This window comes from Erwinia sp. 198, from assembly GCF_003937915.1.
Lineage (GTDB): Bacteria > Pseudomonadota > Gammaproteobacteria > Enterobacterales > Enterobacteriaceae > Erwinia > Erwinia aeris.
In genome coordinates, this window is the sequence record NZ_RHUM01000001.1 from 105,125 (window position 1) to 122,988 (window position 17,864).

Annotated in this window: 18 protein-coding genes; 7 read left to right on the top strand and 11 right to left on the bottom strand. The window is 56.8% G+C overall.

Translation table 11 applies throughout. The annotated features are described in order from the left end of the window. Positions 1-37 precede the first annotated feature (37 nt). Complete coding sequence (locus tag EGK14_RS00520; protein WP_125287128.1) at positions 38-466, top strand: YhbP family protein; 429 nt, start codon at positions 38-40, stop codon at positions 464-466. Positions 467-497: 31 nt separating this feature from the next. Here EGK14_RS00520 and EGK14_RS00525 read toward each other — a convergent pair whose 3' ends face one another. Continuing rightward, entirely contained in the window at positions 498-1,019 is a 522-nt protein-coding gene (locus tag EGK14_RS00525) for a type 1 glutamine amidotransferase domain-containing protein (RefSeq protein ID WP_125287129.1), read from the bottom strand. Between the two features lie 165 nt (positions 1,020-1,184). Here EGK14_RS00525 and EGK14_RS00530 point away from each other — a divergent pair, with 165 nt between their 5' ends. Then, positions 1,185-1,835, top strand: a complete 651-nt coding sequence (locus EGK14_RS00530) for an NAD(P)H-binding protein (RefSeq protein ID WP_125287130.1) — start codon at positions 1,185-1,187, stop codon at positions 1,833-1,835. Between the two features lie 151 nt (positions 1,836-1,986). Here EGK14_RS00530 and nrdG read toward each other — a convergent pair whose 3' ends face one another. Both nrdG and nrdD read right to left on the bottom strand, forming a co-directional pair. Continuing rightward, positions 1,987-2,451: an anaerobic ribonucleoside-triphosphate reductase-activating protein gene (gene nrdG, locus EGK14_RS00535; RefSeq protein WP_125287131.1), complete on the bottom strand. Its 465-nt coding sequence runs from the start codon at positions 2,449-2,451 to the stop codon at positions 1,987-1,989. Further along, positions 2,448-4,583, bottom strand: coding sequence for an anaerobic ribonucleoside-triphosphate reductase (gene nrdD, locus EGK14_RS00540; protein WP_125287132.1), 2,136 nt, complete (start codon positions 4,581-4,583; stop codon positions 2,448-2,450). The genes nrdG and nrdD overlap by 4 nt, the downstream gene beginning before the upstream one ends. Before the next feature lie 320 nt (positions 4,584-4,903). Between nrdD and EGK14_RS00545 the strand changes: the two genes are divergently transcribed. After that, on the top strand, positions 4,904-7,471 hold the full coding sequence (locus EGK14_RS00545) for a DEAD/DEAH box helicase (protein WP_125287133.1): 2,568 nt from the start codon (positions 4,904-4,906) through the stop codon (positions 7,469-7,471). 141 nt (positions 7,472-7,612) lie between these two features. Here EGK14_RS00545 and treC read toward each other — a convergent pair whose 3' ends face one another. From treC to argF, 6 genes are all read right to left on the bottom strand, one after another. Further along, positions 7,613-9,295, bottom strand: coding sequence for an alpha,alpha-phosphotrehalase (treC, locus tag EGK14_RS00550; protein ID WP_125287134.1), 1,683 nt, complete (start codon positions 9,293-9,295; stop codon positions 7,613-7,615). A gap of 196 nt (positions 9,296-9,491) precedes the next feature. Then, entirely contained in the window at positions 9,492-9,878 is a 387-nt protein-coding gene (gene ridA, locus EGK14_RS00555; RefSeq protein ID WP_125287135.1) for a 2-iminobutanoate/2-iminopropanoate deaminase, read from the bottom strand. 68 nt (positions 9,879-9,946) lie between these two features. Further along, positions 9,947-10,411, bottom strand: a complete 465-nt coding sequence (gene pyrI, locus EGK14_RS00560) for an aspartate carbamoyltransferase regulatory subunit (RefSeq protein WP_125287136.1) — start codon at positions 10,409-10,411, stop codon at positions 9,947-9,949. 12 nt (positions 10,412-10,423) lie between these two features. After that, positions 10,424-11,359: an aspartate carbamoyltransferase gene (gene pyrB, locus EGK14_RS00565; RefSeq protein WP_125287137.1), complete on the bottom strand. Its 936-nt coding sequence runs from the start codon at positions 11,357-11,359 to the stop codon at positions 10,424-10,426. Positions 11,360-11,361: 2 nt separating this feature from the next. Beyond that, positions 11,362-11,517, bottom strand: coding sequence for a hypothetical protein (locus tag EGK14_RS21185; protein ID WP_158616015.1), 156 nt, complete (start codon positions 11,515-11,517; stop codon positions 11,362-11,364). A gap of 81 nt (positions 11,518-11,598) precedes the next feature. Next, positions 11,599-12,609 (bottom strand): ornithine carbamoyltransferase, encoded by a 1,011-nt coding sequence (gene argF, locus EGK14_RS00570; protein WP_125287138.1) that lies wholly within the window; start codon positions 12,607-12,609, stop codon positions 11,599-11,601. Between the two features lie 159 nt (positions 12,610-12,768). Here argF and rraB point away from each other — a divergent pair, with 159 nt between their 5' ends. From rraB to EGK14_RS00590, 4 genes are all read left to right on the top strand, one after another. After that, on the top strand, positions 12,769-13,191 hold the full coding sequence (gene rraB, locus EGK14_RS00575; RefSeq protein ID WP_125287139.1) for a ribonuclease E inhibitor RraB: 423 nt from the start codon (positions 12,769-12,771) through the stop codon (positions 13,189-13,191). Between the two features lie 98 nt (positions 13,192-13,289). Further along, positions 13,290-14,051, top strand: coding sequence for a tRNA isopentenyl-2-thiomethyl-A-37 hydroxylase MiaE (gene miaE, locus EGK14_RS00580; protein WP_125287140.1), 762 nt, complete (start codon positions 13,290-13,292; stop codon positions 14,049-14,051). A 351-nt stretch (positions 14,052-14,402) separates the two neighbouring features. Continuing rightward, positions 14,403-15,710 (top strand): hypothetical protein, encoded by a 1,308-nt coding sequence (locus EGK14_RS00585; protein ID WP_125287141.1) that lies wholly within the window; start codon positions 14,403-14,405, stop codon positions 15,708-15,710. Between the two features lie 11 nt (positions 15,711-15,721). Further along, on the top strand, positions 15,722-16,474 hold the full coding sequence (locus EGK14_RS00590; RefSeq protein WP_125287142.1) for a histidine phosphatase family protein: 753 nt from the start codon (positions 15,722-15,724) through the stop codon (positions 16,472-16,474). A 65-nt stretch (positions 16,475-16,539) separates the two neighbouring features. Here EGK14_RS00590 and EGK14_RS00595 read toward each other — a convergent pair whose 3' ends face one another. Further along, positions 16,540-17,043 (bottom strand): GNAT family N-acetyltransferase, encoded by a 504-nt coding sequence (locus EGK14_RS00595; RefSeq protein ID WP_125287143.1) that lies wholly within the window; start codon positions 17,041-17,043, stop codon positions 16,540-16,542. Between the two features lie 141 nt (positions 17,044-17,184). Next, positions 17,185-17,730, bottom strand: coding sequence for a cytochrome b561 (cybB, locus tag EGK14_RS00600; protein WP_125287144.1), 546 nt, complete (start codon positions 17,728-17,730; stop codon positions 17,185-17,187). Positions 17,731-17,864: the final 134 nt, after the last annotated feature.

The window sequence follows — 17,864 nt, forward strand, 5'->3', positions numbered from 1 at the left end:
CACGAAAGGTTTTTTGCGTAGTTTTCAGGGAGTCACCATGTCCGAACCAGAGCCGTTACAGGCCATCACCCGCTATCTACAAAAGCAGCATGTGCTGTCGGTATGCGGCGGTAGCCCCATCTGGTGCGCCAACTGTTTTTATGTCTTTGACGCAGAGAACGTTGCGTTCTGGCTGATGACGGAGGAGAAAACGCGTCACGGCAGCCAGTTTGTCCACGATCCGCAGGTTGCAGGCACGATTAACGGTCAGCCGAAGTCGGTGATGTTAATCAAAGGCGTGCAGTATACGGGGCAGGTCAGCCTGTTATCGGGGGCGGCAGAAGAGAAGGCGCGTAAGGCCTATATCAAACGGTTTCCGGTCGCGGCAGCGGCTTCAGCGCCCCTTTGGGAAATCGCCGTCAGCGAGCTGAAAATGGTGGATAACGCGTTGGGATTTGGCAAAAAGCTGAGCTGGCTGCGGGAATAAAAGAACGGCCAGGCGAACCCGGCCGCTCCCCTCAGACGGTTTCGAGAATGCGCAGCGATTCACGATTGAACGCAGGCAGGTCGTCCGGCGTACGGCTGGTGACCAGCTTGTCGTTGTCCACCACCACTTCTTTGTCGTAGAAGTCGGCGCCGGCATTTTTCAGATCGATAGCAATAGCCTTCACCGAGGTCATTTTGCGGCCTCGCGTGGCGTTGGCGCTAATCAGCAGCTGTGGGCCATGGCAGATAGCGAAGATCGGCTTACCGGCATCCACAAAGGCTTTGGTAAAGTTTACAAAGCGATCGTCGCCGCGCAGGCTATCCGGCGAATGGCCGCCCGGCAGCAGCAGGGCGTCGAAATCGTCCACGTTTACATGGTCGATATCTTTATCGATCTTCACCTGGGCTTTACCCTGCTTGCCGGTGACGGTTACGCCCGCTTTTTTATCAATAGTCACAACCTGGTGGCCAGCTTTGGTATAGGCTTCGGCTGGCGAAGTAAATTCGGAGTCTTCGAATTCATCAGTGATCAGGACAGCAATCTTTTTGCTCATCTTTTCCTCCGGTTATTATTGTGAAGTCAGTTAAGCCTGGTTGAAAACACTGAAAAATCAAGCCGCGTCAAAGTAATGCGCTGCATGTTACTGATTACAGGGGGAGTTGGCTGCCGCTAACCGCTTTGAGAGGCGAGGGCTACACTCAGTAAAAAGGAGAAACGGATGAGAGTATTGATTACCGGCGCGACCGGCCTGGTGGGGCAGCATCTTCTGCGCCTGCTGATTGACGATCCGCGCGTCAGCGAGATCGTAGCACCAACAAGACGTAAGCTGCCGGAGATGAACAAGGTAACTAACCTGGTGGAGGCCGATCTCACCGACGTGCTGGGCCCGCTGCAAACGCCGCTGGATATGGTTTTTTGCTGTCTGGGCACCACGCGGCGCGAGGCGGGCAGCAAAGCGGCCTTTATCCATGTCGATTATGCGCTGGTGGTGGATACGGCCATTGCCGGTCAGCGGCTCGGCGCCAAACATCTGTTGGTGGTCAGCGCGCATGGCGCAACTATGCATTCGCCTTTCTTCTACAATCGGGTGAAGGGCGAGATGGAGAACGCGCTGCAAAAGCAGGGCTGGCCGCGCCTGACCTTAATCCGGCCGTCGCTGCTGCTGGGCGAAAGAGAAAACAGCCGCGCGGGCGAGTCGCTGATGGCGCCGCTTTTTCGTCTGCTGCCGGGCAACTGGCGCGCCGTTGCTGCCAGAGACGTCGCCGCCGTGATGCTGCGCGAAGCTTTTGCGCCAGCACGGCAGGAGGTCACTATCATCGAGTCGTCAGCGATCCCGCGCGCGGTAAGCACGCCCGAAACGACATATTGATTTGATCGCTGCGTCAGCGAGCCGCACACACGGTAAGTAAGGGCTTCACATGGCGCGGGCAATTCGCTATTTACAGCGGCCTGCGCCGCTGAAAGGTTTATCCATGACGGAAAAGGCTGTTGACGATGGCGATAAGCAGGCCGCGCCGACCTCAGCGCAGATAGTGGATAACCTGATTGCTGCTGCCTCGCCAGCGCAGCGCCGGATCGCGCAGCGCCTCAATGAATTTTCCGTCCACCAGCACGTCGAGCCGCTCTGCCACACGGCGCTGTGCGGCGGTCAGCTCCGCCAGGCAATAGCCCGTCCACAGCCAGATATCTTTTCCCGGGCAGTCGCGACGTACCCGTTGTACCAGCCGGTAAATATCAGCCACGTTAGCCGGATGCAGCGGATCGCCGCCCGACAGCGACAGGCCCTGGCGTGGAATGCGCGTATCGTTCAGATCGGCAATCAGCTGCTCTTCCATTTGCACGGTAAAGGGATAGCCGGAATTGAGCCGCCAGGTGCTTTTGTTATAGCAGCCGACGCACTGGTGCTCGCAGCCAGCCACGAACAGCGTGCAGCGCGTACCCGGCCCGTTAACGATATCGACCGGATAATATTGATGAATATTCATCCCAGCTGGCCCGTGGCCAGATGCTTAACGCGGCGCTTCACTTCCTCCTGCTTGCCGGCGTTGAACGGACGCGCGTCCGGGCTGCCCAGATAGCCGCAGACGCGCCGCGTGACGGAAACGCGTTCGGGATCGTGGTTGCCGCATTTGGGGCAGGTGAAGCCTTTGCTGGTGCAGTCAAACTCGCCGGTAAAGCCGCACTCGTAGCATTCGTCGATCGGCGTATTGGTGCCGTAATAGGGTACGCGGCTGTAGCTGTAGTCCCAGACATCCTCCAGCGCCTTCAGGTTATGCTGGATATTGGGATATTCGCCGTAACAGATAAAACCGCCGTTGGCGAGCGGCGGATAGGCCGCTTCAAAATCGATTTTGTCGTAAGGGTTCACCTTCTTCTCGACGTCGAGATGAAAACTGTTGGTGTAGTAGCCTTTGTCGGTCACGCCTTTGATAATGCCGAACTGCGCGCGATCCAGACGGCAGAAACGGTCGCACAGGTTCTCGCTTGGCGTACTGTACAGGCTGAAGCCGTAGCCGGTTTCTTCTTTCCAGGTTTCCACCGCTTCGCGCAGGCGGCTGACGATAGCCAGCGCCTTACGCCGCAGCTCCGCATCATCGTAAAGATGGGTTTTGCCGCCGCTCAGGGCGTTAATGGTTTCATGAATGCCGATATAGCCCAGCGAGATCGAAGCCCGCCCGTGCCTGAATATATCCGCTACGTTATCGTCTGCCTTCAGCCGCACGCCGCAGGCACCTTCCATATAGAGGATTGGCGCCACGCGCGCCTTGACGTTTTCCAGCCTGGCGATACGGGTCATCAGCGCTTTTTTCGCCAGCCGCAGACGGCTGTCCAGCAGATCCCAAAAGCGAGCGTCGCTGCCGGCCGCCTCCAGCGCGATGCGCGGCAGGTTCAGGCTAATCACGCCGATATTATTACGCCCTTCATGTACCTGCCTGCCGTTCTCTTCCCACACGCCCAGGAAGCTGCGACAGCCCATCGGCGTTTTAAACGAGCCGGTCACTTTTACTACCTGTTCATAATTAAGGATATCGGGATACATGCGCTTGCTGGCGCACTCCAGCGCCAGTTGTTTGATATCGTAATTGGCGTCGCCCGGCGAGCGGTTCAGCCCCTCTTTGATGGCGAAGACCAGCTTGGGGAACACCGCCGTTTTATGGTTTTTCCCCAGCCCGGCAATGCGGTTGCGCAGAATGGACTGCTGCACCAGCCGTGCCGCCCAGCTGGTGCCAAGACCGAAGCCAAAGGTCACGAAAGGCGTCTGGCCGTTGGCGGTATGCAGCGTATTCACCTCATACTCCAGCGACTGGAAGGCGTCGAAGCACTCCTTCTCCGTGCAGCCCAGCGCGTAGGCTTCCACATCGGCAATTTGCCATTTACGCGCCGCCTGCCGATGTTTTTCCCGGCTTGCCTCGACAAAAGGCGCCAGCACCTCGTCAATCCGGTTAATGGTGGTACCGCCATAAATATGGCTGGCGACCTGAGCGATAATCTGCGCGGTAACGGCGGTAGCAGTCGAGATCGATTTAGGGGGCTCTATCTCGGCGTTGCCCATCTTAAAGCCCTGGGTCAACATGCCTTTAAGATCGATCAGCATGCAGTTGAACATCGGGAAGAAAGGCGAGTAGTCCAGGTCGTGATAGTGAATTTCTCCGCGTTCGTGAGCCAATACCACATCGCGCGGCAGGATATGCCGGGTGGCATAGTGTTTGGCTACGATCCCGGCCAGCAGATCGCGCTGCGTCGGGATCACCTTACTGTCTTTATTGGCGTTTTCGTTCAGCAGCGCCGGGTTGCTTTGCTCGACCAGCCCGCGGATCGCCTTATTCAGCTTGCCGCGCAGCTCGCGGGCAACATCGCGGTCGTGACGATATTCTATATAGGTTCGGGCCAGCGCAGGGTAATGTCCGGCCATCAGCGCGTTTTCGACGGCGTTCTGAATAACATGGATATCCACTTCTTCCTGCGTCAGCTGCCGACAGATCTGTTCGGTAACCCGGGCGCAGTAATCATCATCATGAATAGCCGCCGCGCTGGCCGCGCCTTTTATCGCCTCCAGAATGCGTGCTTTCTCAAAAGGCGCACGGCAGCCGTCCCGTTTAATCACTAATGAAGCCATAGCGTGTCCCTGTTTTAATATCTACATATAGGTATAGCGTGGCATAATAGTACCTATATGTTGTGCTTTCCCGCGATTTAACCGCCTGGTTTTTGATTTGGAACAAAGATCGCAAAAGGGTGACGCAATGTCAGATACTTAAGCGGCTGGCCATTTTGCCGAACGCGCAAAAATCGTTCTGTGCAGGATGAAGGCAGCGCGATCAGGCGATTTTCGCACGTTCAGCGTCTTTCCGGAGTTGCAATCACCCACCCGGACTTCATATTATTGCCTGTTATGCAAAGCGGTTATCTGCTCAGGCCATTCCGGGATACAGACTGATGTCTTCTGTAACGTACAACGAAAAACAGGTGAGCCGCTGGTTGGGCGCGCGCACCGTGGCCAGAGCAAAAGAGCTGGTGGATAAAGCGCAGCATCTGCAATGGCAGAACAATCTGTTGACCGGCGAGGTGCCCGGCAGAAAAATCGAACCCTTTCAGGTCATGGTGCATTTCAGCCGGCCACAGGGCAAACTGCACGCCAGCGGCGAATGCACCTGTCCGGTTAAAAACAACTGCCGCCATGCCGCCGCGGTTATGCTGGCCTGGCTGCAACGTCAGCCCGTCAACAGGGCCGCGCCCGCGCTGGTCACTGCCGAGCCGCAGCCCATGCTACGGCTGGAATCGCGCGCAAAATTTATCAGCGGTTTCGGCCGTTACGGACATCGACAAAAACGGCTCGATTTTGCCGCGGTGCATTTTGACTACGCCGGTATTCCTGTGCCAGCTGGCAGCAGCGGCGAAGACTTTCCCGATCGTCACGGCAGGCTTTTCCGCGTCAGCCGCCGGATGGAGCAGGAGCAGCGCTGGCTAAGCGAGCTTAACGCCGCCGGGCTGAAGACCATTCCATCCGGCCATATCTATACGCCGCATTCAGCGCCGCTGCCGCCTGCTATTTTCGCCCCGGATATGCCAGAACAATGGCGCAATGTTATCCATCATGTGCTTCCCGACCTGCGCAAGCGCGGCTGGCAGACCAGCGTGGACGATGATTTTACCTGGAACGTTACGGAAATTACTGCCATCGACGGCCAGGCCGTGCAGCAGCAGGATGGCTGGTATGCGCTGGAAATAGAGGCCAACACCGGTGCGCATAAGGTCAATATGCGGCCGCTGCTGGCGGGGCTGTTCCGTCAGGATCGCCGCTGGCTGTCGAGCGACCTCTCTGTAATAGCCGATGACGAAACGGTAGAGCTGCGCAGTGAACGTAACGAACGACTGCATATTGCAGCCGGTCGCCTGAAAACGCTGGTGGGCAGCCTGGCCGATCTGCTGGCGCAGCATGAAGCCGCGCCGCTGCGTATCGCGCCTTACGAGGCCGGCAGGCTGACGGCGCTAAGCGAAACGGGCCGCTGGCAGTTTAACGGCGACAACGGCGTCCTGCAGCTGGCGGAGAGCCTGAAGGCGGGTAAAGGGATCCAGCCCGTTGCGCCGCCCGCCGGTCTTCAGGCCCGGCTGCGCGACTATCAGCTCCAGGGCGTCAGCTGGATGCAGTTCCTGCGCGCCAATAATCTGTCCGGCGTGCTGGCCGACGATATGGGACTGGGCAAAACCATTCAGACGCTGGCGCATCTGCTGCTGGAGAAGGAGGCGGGCAGGCTGGATCGCCCGGCGCTTATCGTGGTGCCGACCACGCTGGTGTACAACTGGATGCAGGAAGCCAGCCGCTTTGCGCCGACGTTAAAAATGCTGGCGCTGACCGGGCCGCAGCGAAAGTCTTTCTACGATCGCATTGAGCATTACGATGTGGTGCTCACCACCTATTCGCTGCTGTGGCGCGATCAGCCGCAGCTGTTGGGCCATAGCTATCATCTGCTGATCCTGGACGAGGCGCAGTACGTGAAAAACAGCGCGTCGCGGGCCGCCTCGGTGATCCGCACGTTAAAGTCGCGCTATCGGCTTTGCCTGACCGGCACGCCGCTTGAAAACCACCTGGGTGAGCTTTGGTCGCAGTTTGATTTCCTGCTGCCCGGCTTTCTGGGCAGCGAAAAAGCCTTTACCCAGGAGTGGCGTATTCCCATTGAGCGCGACGGCGATCGGGTCAGGCGCGAACTGCTGGCCAGGCGCGTGCGGCCTTTTATGCTGCGTCGTCGCAAGCAGGAAGTGGCGAAAGAGCTGCCGCCGAAGAACACCATTGTGCGTTCGGTAGAGCTGGAAGGCGCGCAGCGCGAGCTTTACGAAAAAGTACGCGGCGCCATGCAGGATCGCGTGCGGCTGGCGGTAGAGCAGCAGGGCGCGGGACGCAGCCATCTGCTGGTGCTGGATGCGCTGCTGAAGCTGCGGCAGATCTGCTGCGATCCACGGCTGATCGACAGCGACAAAACGACCAGAGTCAAGCAGTCGGCCAAGCTGGCGCTGCTGCGGGAAATGCTCAGCGATCTGCTGGCGGAAGATCGCCGTATTCTGATCTTCTCTCAGTTCACCACCATGCTGTCGCTGATTGCGGAAGAGTTACAGAAGGCACGTATTCCCTACGTGATCCTGACCGGCAGCACGCGCGATCGCAGCGAGCCGGTACGCCGTTTCCAGAACGGCGAAGTCCCGGTGTTTTTAATCAGCCTGAAGGCGGGCGGCGTGGGCCTGAACCTGACGGCGGCCGATACGGTGATCCATTACGATCCCTGGTGGAATCCGGCGGCGGAGAATCAGGCTACGGATCGCGCCTATCGTCTGGGCCAGGACAAGCCGGTGTTTGTCTATAAGCTGATCGCCGCAGGCAGTATTGAAGAAAAGATCGTTGCGCTGCAGCAGCGCAAAGCGGAGCTGGCCGAAGGGATCCTGGAAAACGAGCTGAGCGAAACGACAAGTTTCACCAGCGAAGACCTGACCGCGCTGTTTGCGCCGCTCTAGGCGCCACGTCTGGTGGCGTTATGCCACGAGTGCCTGACGCGGCCGGCGTTCGCCAGCGCCGTGTCCGATAAAGCCAGCCGTGCCTTTGTTGAACGCGGCATGACGGCTGTGCCGCCGCAGCCTGCTTGCCCCCGAAGCGGTTTACGCTTTGTTGGCGCCGCCGTCCCAGCGCTTCTGATACCACCACACCGCTTCCCACGGGCGCAGCATCACCTCGCCGGGAGTAACGTGCGTATCAGGATAGTTACTGATCAGCACGTCCCAGTGGCCGCTGTAGGCCGGCGGGTGCCAGACCTGCGTTTCGCCGCTGAAGTTAGCGGCCACCACCAGCACCTCTTTGCCGAGGCGGCGGCAGTAGCACCACAGATAAGCGTGATCCGGCAGCAGATCGAGGTAATCGCCCCAGGTCAGGATCGGGTAGGCTTTCCTTAACTGGATCAGCTTCTGATAGGCGTAAAACACCGAGTTTTCATCAGCCAGCGCCGCTTCCGCGTTTATCGTCTCCATATTGTCGCACATGCCGATCCACGGCGTGCCGCTGGTGAAGCCGCCGTTTTCTCCCGCGTGCCACGGGATCGGCGTTCTGCCGTTGTCGCGCGATTTGCTGGCGAGGATCTCCAGCAGGTTGTCGCTGTCGCGCCCCTGCGAGCGCAGTTCGGCGTACATGTTATGACTCTCGATATCACGATAGTCCAGGATGCGGGTGAAATGCGGGTTAGTCATGCCCAGTTCTTCGCCCTGGAAAATATAAGGCGTACCCTGCATCCCATGCAGTACCAGCGCCAGCATCTTCGCCGACTGCACGCGATATTGCCCCTCGTCGCCCCAGCGCGAAACCACACGCGGCTGGTCATGGTTACACCAGAACAGCGCGTTCCACGCTTTATTGTGCATGCCATGCTGCCAGTGGGTGAAGATAGCCTTCTGCGCCACCAGATCCAGCGGCGTCAGCGTCCATTTCTGGCCGTTAAAGAAATCGACCTCGACGTGATCGAAGCTGAACACCATCGACAGCTCTTCGCCCTCCAGCGAACCGTACTGTTGGCAATGCTCAAGCGTGGCGGAAGACATCTCGCCTACCGTCATCAATTCACGCGGACGGAACACGTCGCGGCTCATTTCGCGCATGTACTCGTGGATGCGCGGTCCGTCGGTATAGAACCGCAGCCCGTCGCCGTTGGGGTCGTTGGGAAAATCCTGGTCCTTGGACACCAGATTCACCACATCCAGCCGCAGCCCGTCGATGCCGCGATCGGCCCAGAAATTAACGATCTGCTTCAGCTCGGCGCGCAGATTATCGTTTTCCCAGTTCAGATCCGCCTGTTCCGGCGCCCACAGATGCATATAGTACTGGTTGCTCTCCGGGTGCCAGCGCCAGGCATGGCCGCCAAACTTCGACTGCCAGTTATTCGGCGGCTCGGCCGGCGTGCCGTCGCGCCAGATATAGTAAGAGCGATAGGGGCTTTCGGGGTCGAGCGCCTCATGAAACCAGTGGTGCTGGGTGGAGCTGTGGTTAAACACCATATCCAGGATCAGCCGCATCCCGCGCCGGTGGGTTTCTTCCACCAGGTTATCAAAGTCGTTAAGCGTGCCAAATAACGGGTCGATGGCGGTGTAGTTCGCCACGTCATAGCCGTTGTCTACCTGCGGCGAGATATAAAACGGCGTCAGCCAGATGGCGTCCACGCCCAGCTTTTTCAGGTAGTCCAGATGTTGGATCACGCCGGCCAGATCGCCCGTTCCGCTGCCGGTAGTGTCCTGGAAACTTTTGGGATAAATTTGATAGATAACGCCGTTCTGCCACCATGGTGGATTTTTAGTCATTGCTCAATCCCGATATAAAAGGTCCGTTTGCGCTGTTATCGCCTTTTTGTTCTTTCCTAAGGTTAGCTATTAACTGGCAAGTGGAGATGCAGGCGCAGTGAAAATTTTTTAGGCGAGGCCGAAAGGCGCACAAAGAGAGAATAAAAACAGAACGGTCGGGAAAAACCTTCCTCTCCCGACGGGAGAGGAGAAGGCTTTAGCGACGTACGGCGATCGCTTCGATCTCAATTTTGACATCTTTCGGCAGGCGCGCCACTTCTACGCACGAGCGCGCCGGGAAGCTGGCCTGGTGCTCGGTAAAGAAAGCCTCATAGGCCGCGTTCACGGTAGCGAAATCGTTAAGATCCTTCACGAATACCGTGGTTTTAACGATGTCGCCTACCTTCAGGCCCGCCGCTTCCACGATGGCCTTGACGTTTTCCAACGACTGACGAGCCTGCGCGGTAACGTCTTCTGCCACGTCGCCGGTTTTCGGATCGACCGGGATCTGGCCAGAAGTGATGATCATGCTGCCCAGATCGACGCCCTGCACGTAGGGGCCGATAGCCGCCGGTGCGTTTTCGGTGCTGATTTCGCGAGACATAATTTCTCCATGTTAAATGAGGCCGGTAAAAGCCCGGATCCGCCCCATTATAAGCCGCCCGAAACTGATTACCAGTTCGCCATTACCACGTGCCGCGCGAACTCTTTCTCGCAGTATTTGCACTTTAACTGCACGTTATCGTTACGCTTTTTCACCGCAAAGCTGGAGTTGACCGGCTCGCTGCGGCTGATACAGTTGCTGTTGGGACAGATCAGCACGCGTTCGATGGTGTCCGGCAGCGTTGGCGAAATTTTGCCGACCACGTCGTAGTTATCGATGCGGTTCACCGTGGCGTGCGGCGCGTAAACCGCCAGCTGGTTGATTTGATCGTCCGTCAGAAACGTGTTTTCAATTTTGATCAGATCTTTGCGGCCCATCTCGCCGGAGGGCAGATTCAGGCCGATGGTGATGCGCTGATCGGTTTCCGTCAGGCGAAACAGCGACAGCAGCTTAAAACCAATCTGCGCCGGAATGTGATCGATTACCGTGCCGCGTTTAATCGCTTCAACCTGTAATTTATTATCTTGTGTCATGGTCAGTCCCTCTTACAGAGCCAGTTCGCTGTTCAACACCAGCGCCAGCAGCGCCTGGCGGGCAAAAATGCCGTTGCCCGCCTGTTGGAAATACCAGGCGTGCGGCGTGGCATCGACATCCGTCGTAATCTCATCAATGCGCGGCAGCGGGTGCAGCACCTTCATGGTTTCACGCGCGCCGACCAGATCGGAAGCCCGCAGCACGAATTGCGCTTTGACGTTGGCGTACTCGGACGGATCCAGACGCTCTTTCTGTACGCGCGTCATATAAAGAATATCCACCTGCGGCACCACTTCCTCAATGCTGTCGTGGCGGCTCCACGCAATGCCTTTCTCATCCAGCATATCGGTGATATACGCGGGCATCGCCAGCGCGTCGGGCGCGATAAACAAAAAGCGATTGCCTTCGAACTTCGCCAGCGCCTGCGTCAGCGAGTGCACGGTGCGGCCATATTTCAGGTCGCCGACCATGGCGACATTCAGATTGCTCAGGCAGCCCTGGGTTTCCTGAATGGTAAAGAGATCCAGCAGCGTTTGCGTTGGATGCTGATTAGCGCCGTCGCCCGCGTTCAGGATCGGCACGCCGCCGGAAAACTCCGTGCCCAGACGCGCCGCGCCCTCCTGCGGATGCCGCATAACAATGGCGTCCACGTAGGTGCTGATAACGGAGAGCGTATCCGCCAGCGTCTCGCCTTTTTTGCCCAGCGAGGTATTGCTGCCGTCGGCAAACCCCACCACGGATGCGCCCAGACGATGCATGGCGCTCTCAAACGACAGGCGCGTACGGGTAGAGGCCTCGAAAAAGCAGCTGGCGATAACCTTATGTTTCAGCAGCTCCGGCTGCGGCTTAGCCTTCAGGCTGGCGGCGGTACGCAACACCAGCTCCAGCTCTTCACGACTGAGATCGTTAATTGAGATAATATGTTTGTGATACAGCGGGTTAGCCATGTTCACTCTCCTCTACGCGTGCCGATAAGCGGAAAAATGGGCAAAAAAAAGCCCCTCAATGAGGGGCTTTTTCTACAGATCGGGAAGGAGGAAAAACGGCACTGCCGGCCTGCATTCAGGCGCGTCATTTTTTCCATGTCAGCAGTGGTCAGTTTCATGCATCCTCCAGACAAACGGGGGGCATTATACGCATTCGGTCAGCGGCGGCAAGCAAAAGTAATCGATTGCCTGGCGCTGATTCAGGGCAGCCGGGCCAGCGTAGCCACCATCACCGCCTTGATGGTATGCAGCCGGTTTTCCGCCTGGTCAAATACCACGCTGTGCCTGGATTCAAACACCTCATTGGTAACTTCCATGCCGCCGTGCAGGTTGTATTGCTCGGCCATCTGCTGGCCCAGCGTGGTTTGATCGTCGTGAAAAGCGGGCAGGCAATGCAGGAATTTCACCTCAGGATTGCCGGTAAGCGCCAGCATCCTGCTGTTAACCTGGTAATCCCGCAGCAGGGCGATACGCTCTTGCCACACCGCTTTCGGCTCGCCCATCGACACCCAGACGTCAGTATAGATAAAATCCGCACCGTTCACGCCTTCGGCAATATCTTCCGTCAGCGTGATTTTTCCGCCGCTGGCCTGCGCCGCCTGGCGGCACTCGTTTACCAGCGCCTCGTCCGGCCAGCAGCCTTTCGGCGCCACCAGGCGCAAATCCAGGCCTGTCAGCGCGGCGGCCTCCATCATGCTATTACCCATATTATTGCGCGCGTCGCCCACGTAGGCGAAAACCATCTCGCTGAAGGGTTTTTCTGGCAGATGCTCTTCCATAGTCAGTAAATCCGCCAGCAGCTGCGTCGGGTGGAACTCATCGGTCAGGCCGTTCCACACCGGCACGCCCGCATGTTCCGCCAGCGATTGCACCAGCGACTGCCCGTGACCACGATACTGAATGCCGTCATACATGCGCCCCAGCACGCGCGCGGTATCCTTCATTGATTCTTTATGGCCGATCTGGCTACCGCTTGGGCCAAGGTAAGTGACGTTGGCGCCCTGATCGTAAGCGGCAACTTCGAAAGAGCATCGGGTACGGGTCGAGTCTTTTTCGAAGATGAGCGCGATGTTTTTACCTTTCAGGTGCTGCACTTCCTCGCCATTTTTCTTGTCGGTTTTAAGCCGTGCGGCCAGCGCGAGTAAAGCGGTAATTTCAGCCTGCGTAAAATCAAGCAGCCTGAGAAAGTGGCGTTGATATAACTGACTCATAGAGCGCTCCAGAGGATAATTAATGAATTTAAATTCAACTTAACTGTATTAATATGCATTTTCAACCCTGGCGTGCAGAAACTTTTGTATAAAGGTAGTGGCGCAGAGGACAGTGTGGGAAAATACTTAACAGACAGGCCACACACAGAGGAACGGATCATGGCAAATGAAGCATTGCTGGAAGAGCAGCGTGAAGAGACGCGGCTGATTATTGAAGAGCTGTTGGATGATGGCAGCGACCCGGATGCGCTCTACACCATCGAACACCACCTCTCCTGCGACAGCTTCGACGCGCTGGAAAAGGCGGCGGTTGATGCGTTTAAGCTGGGCTACGAAGTTACCGAGCCGGAAGAACTGGAGCTGGAGGACGGCACGAAAGTGATGTGCTGCGATATTCTGAGTGAAGGCGCGCTGAACGCCGAACTGATCGACGCACAGGTCGAACAGCTGATCGATCTGGTCGCGAAGTACAACGTGGACTATGACGGCTGGGGCACCTACTTTGAGGATCCGGACGCCGAGGACGAAGACGAAGGCGACGACGACCTTATCGACGAAGAAGACAACGGCACGCGCCATTGATGCCCGTGGGCGGACGCCGTTCCGCCCGTTTGCGCCGGCCTGCTCCCCGCAGAGCGGCGCAACGTTTTTAACCTGATTTTTACGGATTGTTTGCCCGCATGATCACCGAAGACCTCCTTGCTCCCGTTCACGCTTTCCTGCACTGCCGTACGCCGCAAAAATGGATCGACGAAGCCCGCAAGCCGGACAACCTGCCGCTGCTGCTCACCGACCATCTTGTTTGCGAGCTGAAGGCCGCCCAAACCGCCATGTGGCTGATCCGCAAATACGTGGCGGATAAAGAGAGCGGCGACGCGCTGCTGGCCTGGCTAAAGCCGTGGGAGCAGTTTGTGCACAGCGAAAACGCGGATTTAGCCTTTCTGGAACAGCATAAGGGGCTGTCGAAAGCCATTATCAGCCGTACGGATGTGCCCTACGGTGATACGCTGGTGGATAAGATGGTGTTGCTGATAAAAGAAGAGCTGCATCATTTTTATCAGGTGCTGGAAATTATGCAGGCGCGCGCCATTCCCTATGTGAAAATCACCGCCAGCCGCTATGCCAAAGGGCTGCTGCGAGAGGTCACTACGCACGAGCCGCAGACGCTGGTGGACAAACTCATATGCGGCGCCTATATCGAAGCGCGCTCCTGTGAACGCTTCGCCAGCCTGGCGCCTTACCTGGATAAGGAGCTGGCCGCTTTCTATCTTTCGCTGCTGCGCTCGGAAGCGCGGCACTATCAGGATTATCTGGCGCTGGCCGCCGAGATATCAGCGACAGATATTACTTCCCGCGTACGTAAAATAGGCGAAACGGAAGCAAAATTAATTAGCGAACCTGATAATGAGCTGCGTTTTCATAGCGGGATGCCTGCCTGGTGATAATATTTACAGCTTTATTTTGATGCTGTTATTTCAGGGTGAGGTTTATTAGCGTTAGCGCCTTTAATAGATAGTTTTAATGACGCTACTTATTTAAATTAAATAATAACGCTCACGAGTAACCTGTTTTTTTTGCAGTCCCGCTGCTTTTTTATTTTGCGGTACGCCTCACATAACCTGATTTTTATTATGGCTGAGATTATTTTCAGGCGTATATTTCTGCCATTATCAGGATTGTTACCAACCGGCAAAACCTGATCCCGCTTGCGATATTATTACCGCAACAGGATCGGGTTTTTTTGTTTCTTTTAGATGGAGTCATTTATTTAACGGCTGACAAGGAAGACTGTAATGAAAAACAGGAACGTTTTTTTACTGGCGCTGCTCGCCGCCGTGGCCGCCCATGCTGAAGAAAGCAGCGGCGATTTCCAGCGATTTTTACAGGAGACGCAGCTTGATCTTACGCTGCGCAACCATTGGAAATACCTGAAAGAGAATGAAGCGCAGCCCAAAGCGGTGCACAACGCCTGGGGGGCCGCAACCACGCTGGATTTTCGCTCGGGCTGGCTGGCTGATACGCTGGGCTTCGACGCCAGCTACACCAGAGCCGCTAAGCTGGCGGCCAGCGACTACTTCGCCACGCGCGGCATCCTTTACAATCACGGTACGGGCTTCCATAAAAACAACGCCGGCGGCTTCAGCCGTTTCGGGCAGCGCTATCTTAAGCTAAAGCTGGGTGACGACGCTTTCGGGCTGAAAGCAAAAGGCGGCTGGCACCAGTTGAAAAACGTGGGTGTGCTGACCAATACTTACCGCCTGTCGCGCAACAGCTATCAGGGCTACAGCGGCTCGCTGCGCTGGCAGAACCTGCAGCTGGAGATGGCCTGGGTAACACGCTCCATCATGTATGATTCGCCCGATAGCGTGCGTTTTCTTACCCTGGACGGCAAAGAAATCGACAGTATCCTGACCGGCGGCCTGAGCTGGGAAAAACAACACGCTGTGTTTGCCTGGGCATGGGGCGAGTCGAAGGATTATCTGCGCCGCCACCTGCTGGAAATTACGTATCCGCTGACGCCGAAATGGGCGCTGGCATCACAGATTTACGGCAGCCAGGCGTTGGAAAAATACAAAGCGATGCCGCAAAGTAAAAAACAGTTTAACCACAGCGCCTGGCACTATGCCGGAGAAGTCCGCTGGCAGGATGATAGCTGGATACAGAAAATCGGTGTTGCCTGGACGCGAGCAGAAAAGCGCAACGGGCTGGGCTATTACGATCGCTATTTAGGGAAAAATACCCGTGGCAGGTTTAATGCCTTAACGTCCGCCGGAAAAGATTATCTGCGCGACGGCGAACTGGCGCTGACTTCTTTTACCGAATATCAGTTTACTGAAAGCTTAGCCAGCGGTATTCAGATCAACTACGGCCAGTTTTCTTATAAAAATAATAAAGTCCGCACCGGGGAAATTGCCTGGCTGAATCGCTGGCAGCCACGTGAGGGGCAGCTAAAAGATTTAACGCTGGCCGCACAGTTAGGCTATGGCTGGTCATATAAAAATAATAATGCCACGCCGATCCTTAATTCTGCGGGCGAGTATCAGCGTTCGCCGAGCCTTTCTGCTGAAGTCGGCGTAACCTGGAAGTTCGGTCTTTTATAATCGGGGGAAATATGAAAAAAACGGTACTCTTTTTTCTGGCGCTGTTTAGCAGCGTTGGCTGTTTTGCCGCGGACGTAGAGCTTTATGTGGTGCGCCACGGCAAAACCTTATTCAACACCGTGCATCGCGCGCAGGGCTGGAGCGATACGCCCTTAACGGCGGAAGGGGTGGAAGTGGCCAGGCAGGCGGGGCGTGGGCTGAAGCCGGTAGACTTTATTGCCGCATGGAGCAGCGATTCGGGCCGGGCCAGGGAAACTGCACGGCTGATTTTGGCAGCGCGTGATAAGCCGTTGCCCGTGCACGAGAGCCAGGCGTTAAGAGAAGTTTTTTTTGGCTCTTTTGAAGGCGACACCGATGAGAATATGCAGGCGGCGGCGGCTAAAAAGGGCGGCTATGCTTCGACAGCGCAGCTGATGGCGGCTTTCAACGGCAAAAAAATCGGTATTGAGGCGATCGTGCAGATGATCCACGCGGCCGATCCTTCAGGCCAGGCGGAAAACTACCCGCAGGTGGCGCAGCGCGTTAACAGGGTAATTAAGGATATTGCCCGGCAGGCGCAGCAGCAGGGCGGCGGCAACGTGCTGATCGTCACGCACGGCATGACCATTATGACGCTGCTGCACGAGCTGGGCGATAAAAACATGACGCATTCGCTCAGCAATGCCAGCGTCACCCGTATCCGCTATACCGATGCCGGAAAGTTTATTATTGAAGCAATCGACGACTTAAGCTACGTGCAAAAAGGCTCACAGCTGGCCGGGTAGCCTGCGTCCGCTGTGCTACAGCGATATCAGCGATGCGGCGAACGCAACAGCCTGCGTCCGCTGTGCTACAGCGAACGCAGCATGGTGACTTCGCAATCGACGTGGCCGGTGTTGCCCATTGGCCCGTCAATATGCTGAAAACCCAAATGCTCATAAAGCCGCACGGCGCGGGTCAGCGACGCGGTGGTCTCCAGGTAGCAGCGCTTAAAGCCCAGCTTACGCGCGTGATCCATGGCCCGCAACGCCAGCGCTTTCGCCACGCCCAGACCGCGCAGCTCGGGCATAAAATACATTTTTTGCAGCTCGCAAACGTCCGCTTCGCTACCCTGAAGCGGAGCCACGCCGCCGCCGCCCATGATTTTTCCGTCCAGCTCAATTACCCAGTAGGCGCTGTTGGGCTGGCGATAAAGCTCGCAAAGCTGGTCAAGATTGGGATCGGCGATCGTAAAGCCTTTGTCGGCGGTCAGGCCAAACTCCGCCGAAACCTGACGGATAACGTAAGCGATATGCGGATTATCAGCGGGTTGAATAAGCCGAACCCGGATATCGGCTGAAGAGGTGCTGGTCATAACCTGGGGCCGTTTTTCAGATAGTTTGGCAGTGTAATACCATCCGTTGGGCAAGGATGCAATCTTCCGCTTTCACGCAAAAGGGGAACCTGATCGGGAAAATAAGGGTGGGAAAGCAGGCGGCGCAGACCAAAGTCGCCTTTACGACTTTGTGGCGCGCCGCGCGGGCATCATGCGCGCCAGAGCGTCATCTTTCAGAAAATAGTGATGGAAGAGGGCGGCCAGCGCATGCAGGCCAATCAGCCAGTAGCCAAACGGCGCCAGCGTCTCGTGCCAGTGGATAAGCGTTCTCGCCAGCGCCGGATCGGGGGTTGCCGATACCGGCATAGTCGCGCCAAACAGCCACCACTGTCGTCCGGAGAGATAGCGCGAAGCGAGGCCCAGCAGCGGCAGCACGATAAACAAGGCGTACATCGTGGCGTGCATCAGGTGTGAAAGCCCTTTTTGCCAGCCCGCTATCGGCGGCGCAATAGCCGGGCTGCGGTGGCGAAAGCGCAGAAAGAGGCGTGTCAGCATCACCAGCAGTACGCCAGATCCTGCGCTGAAGTGCGTAATAATCATGGCGAACCCTTGCCAGGAACCTCGCTGGGCAAAGCCCCGCAGTTCAATGGTGGCGTAGGCGACGGTAAGCAGGAGTACGGTCAGCCAGTGGAGCGCGATCTGCGGCCTGGCGTAGTTGTCAGACATGGTTTTATCCGTAAAAAAATAACAGACCGCTAATGTATCACCGCTTTCTTAAAGATTTGTTTGGCTGCGTTTTTAACGCATAAAAAAACGCTCCGTAAACAGGCTACGGAGCGTCAGGGGTTAACGGCGCGATT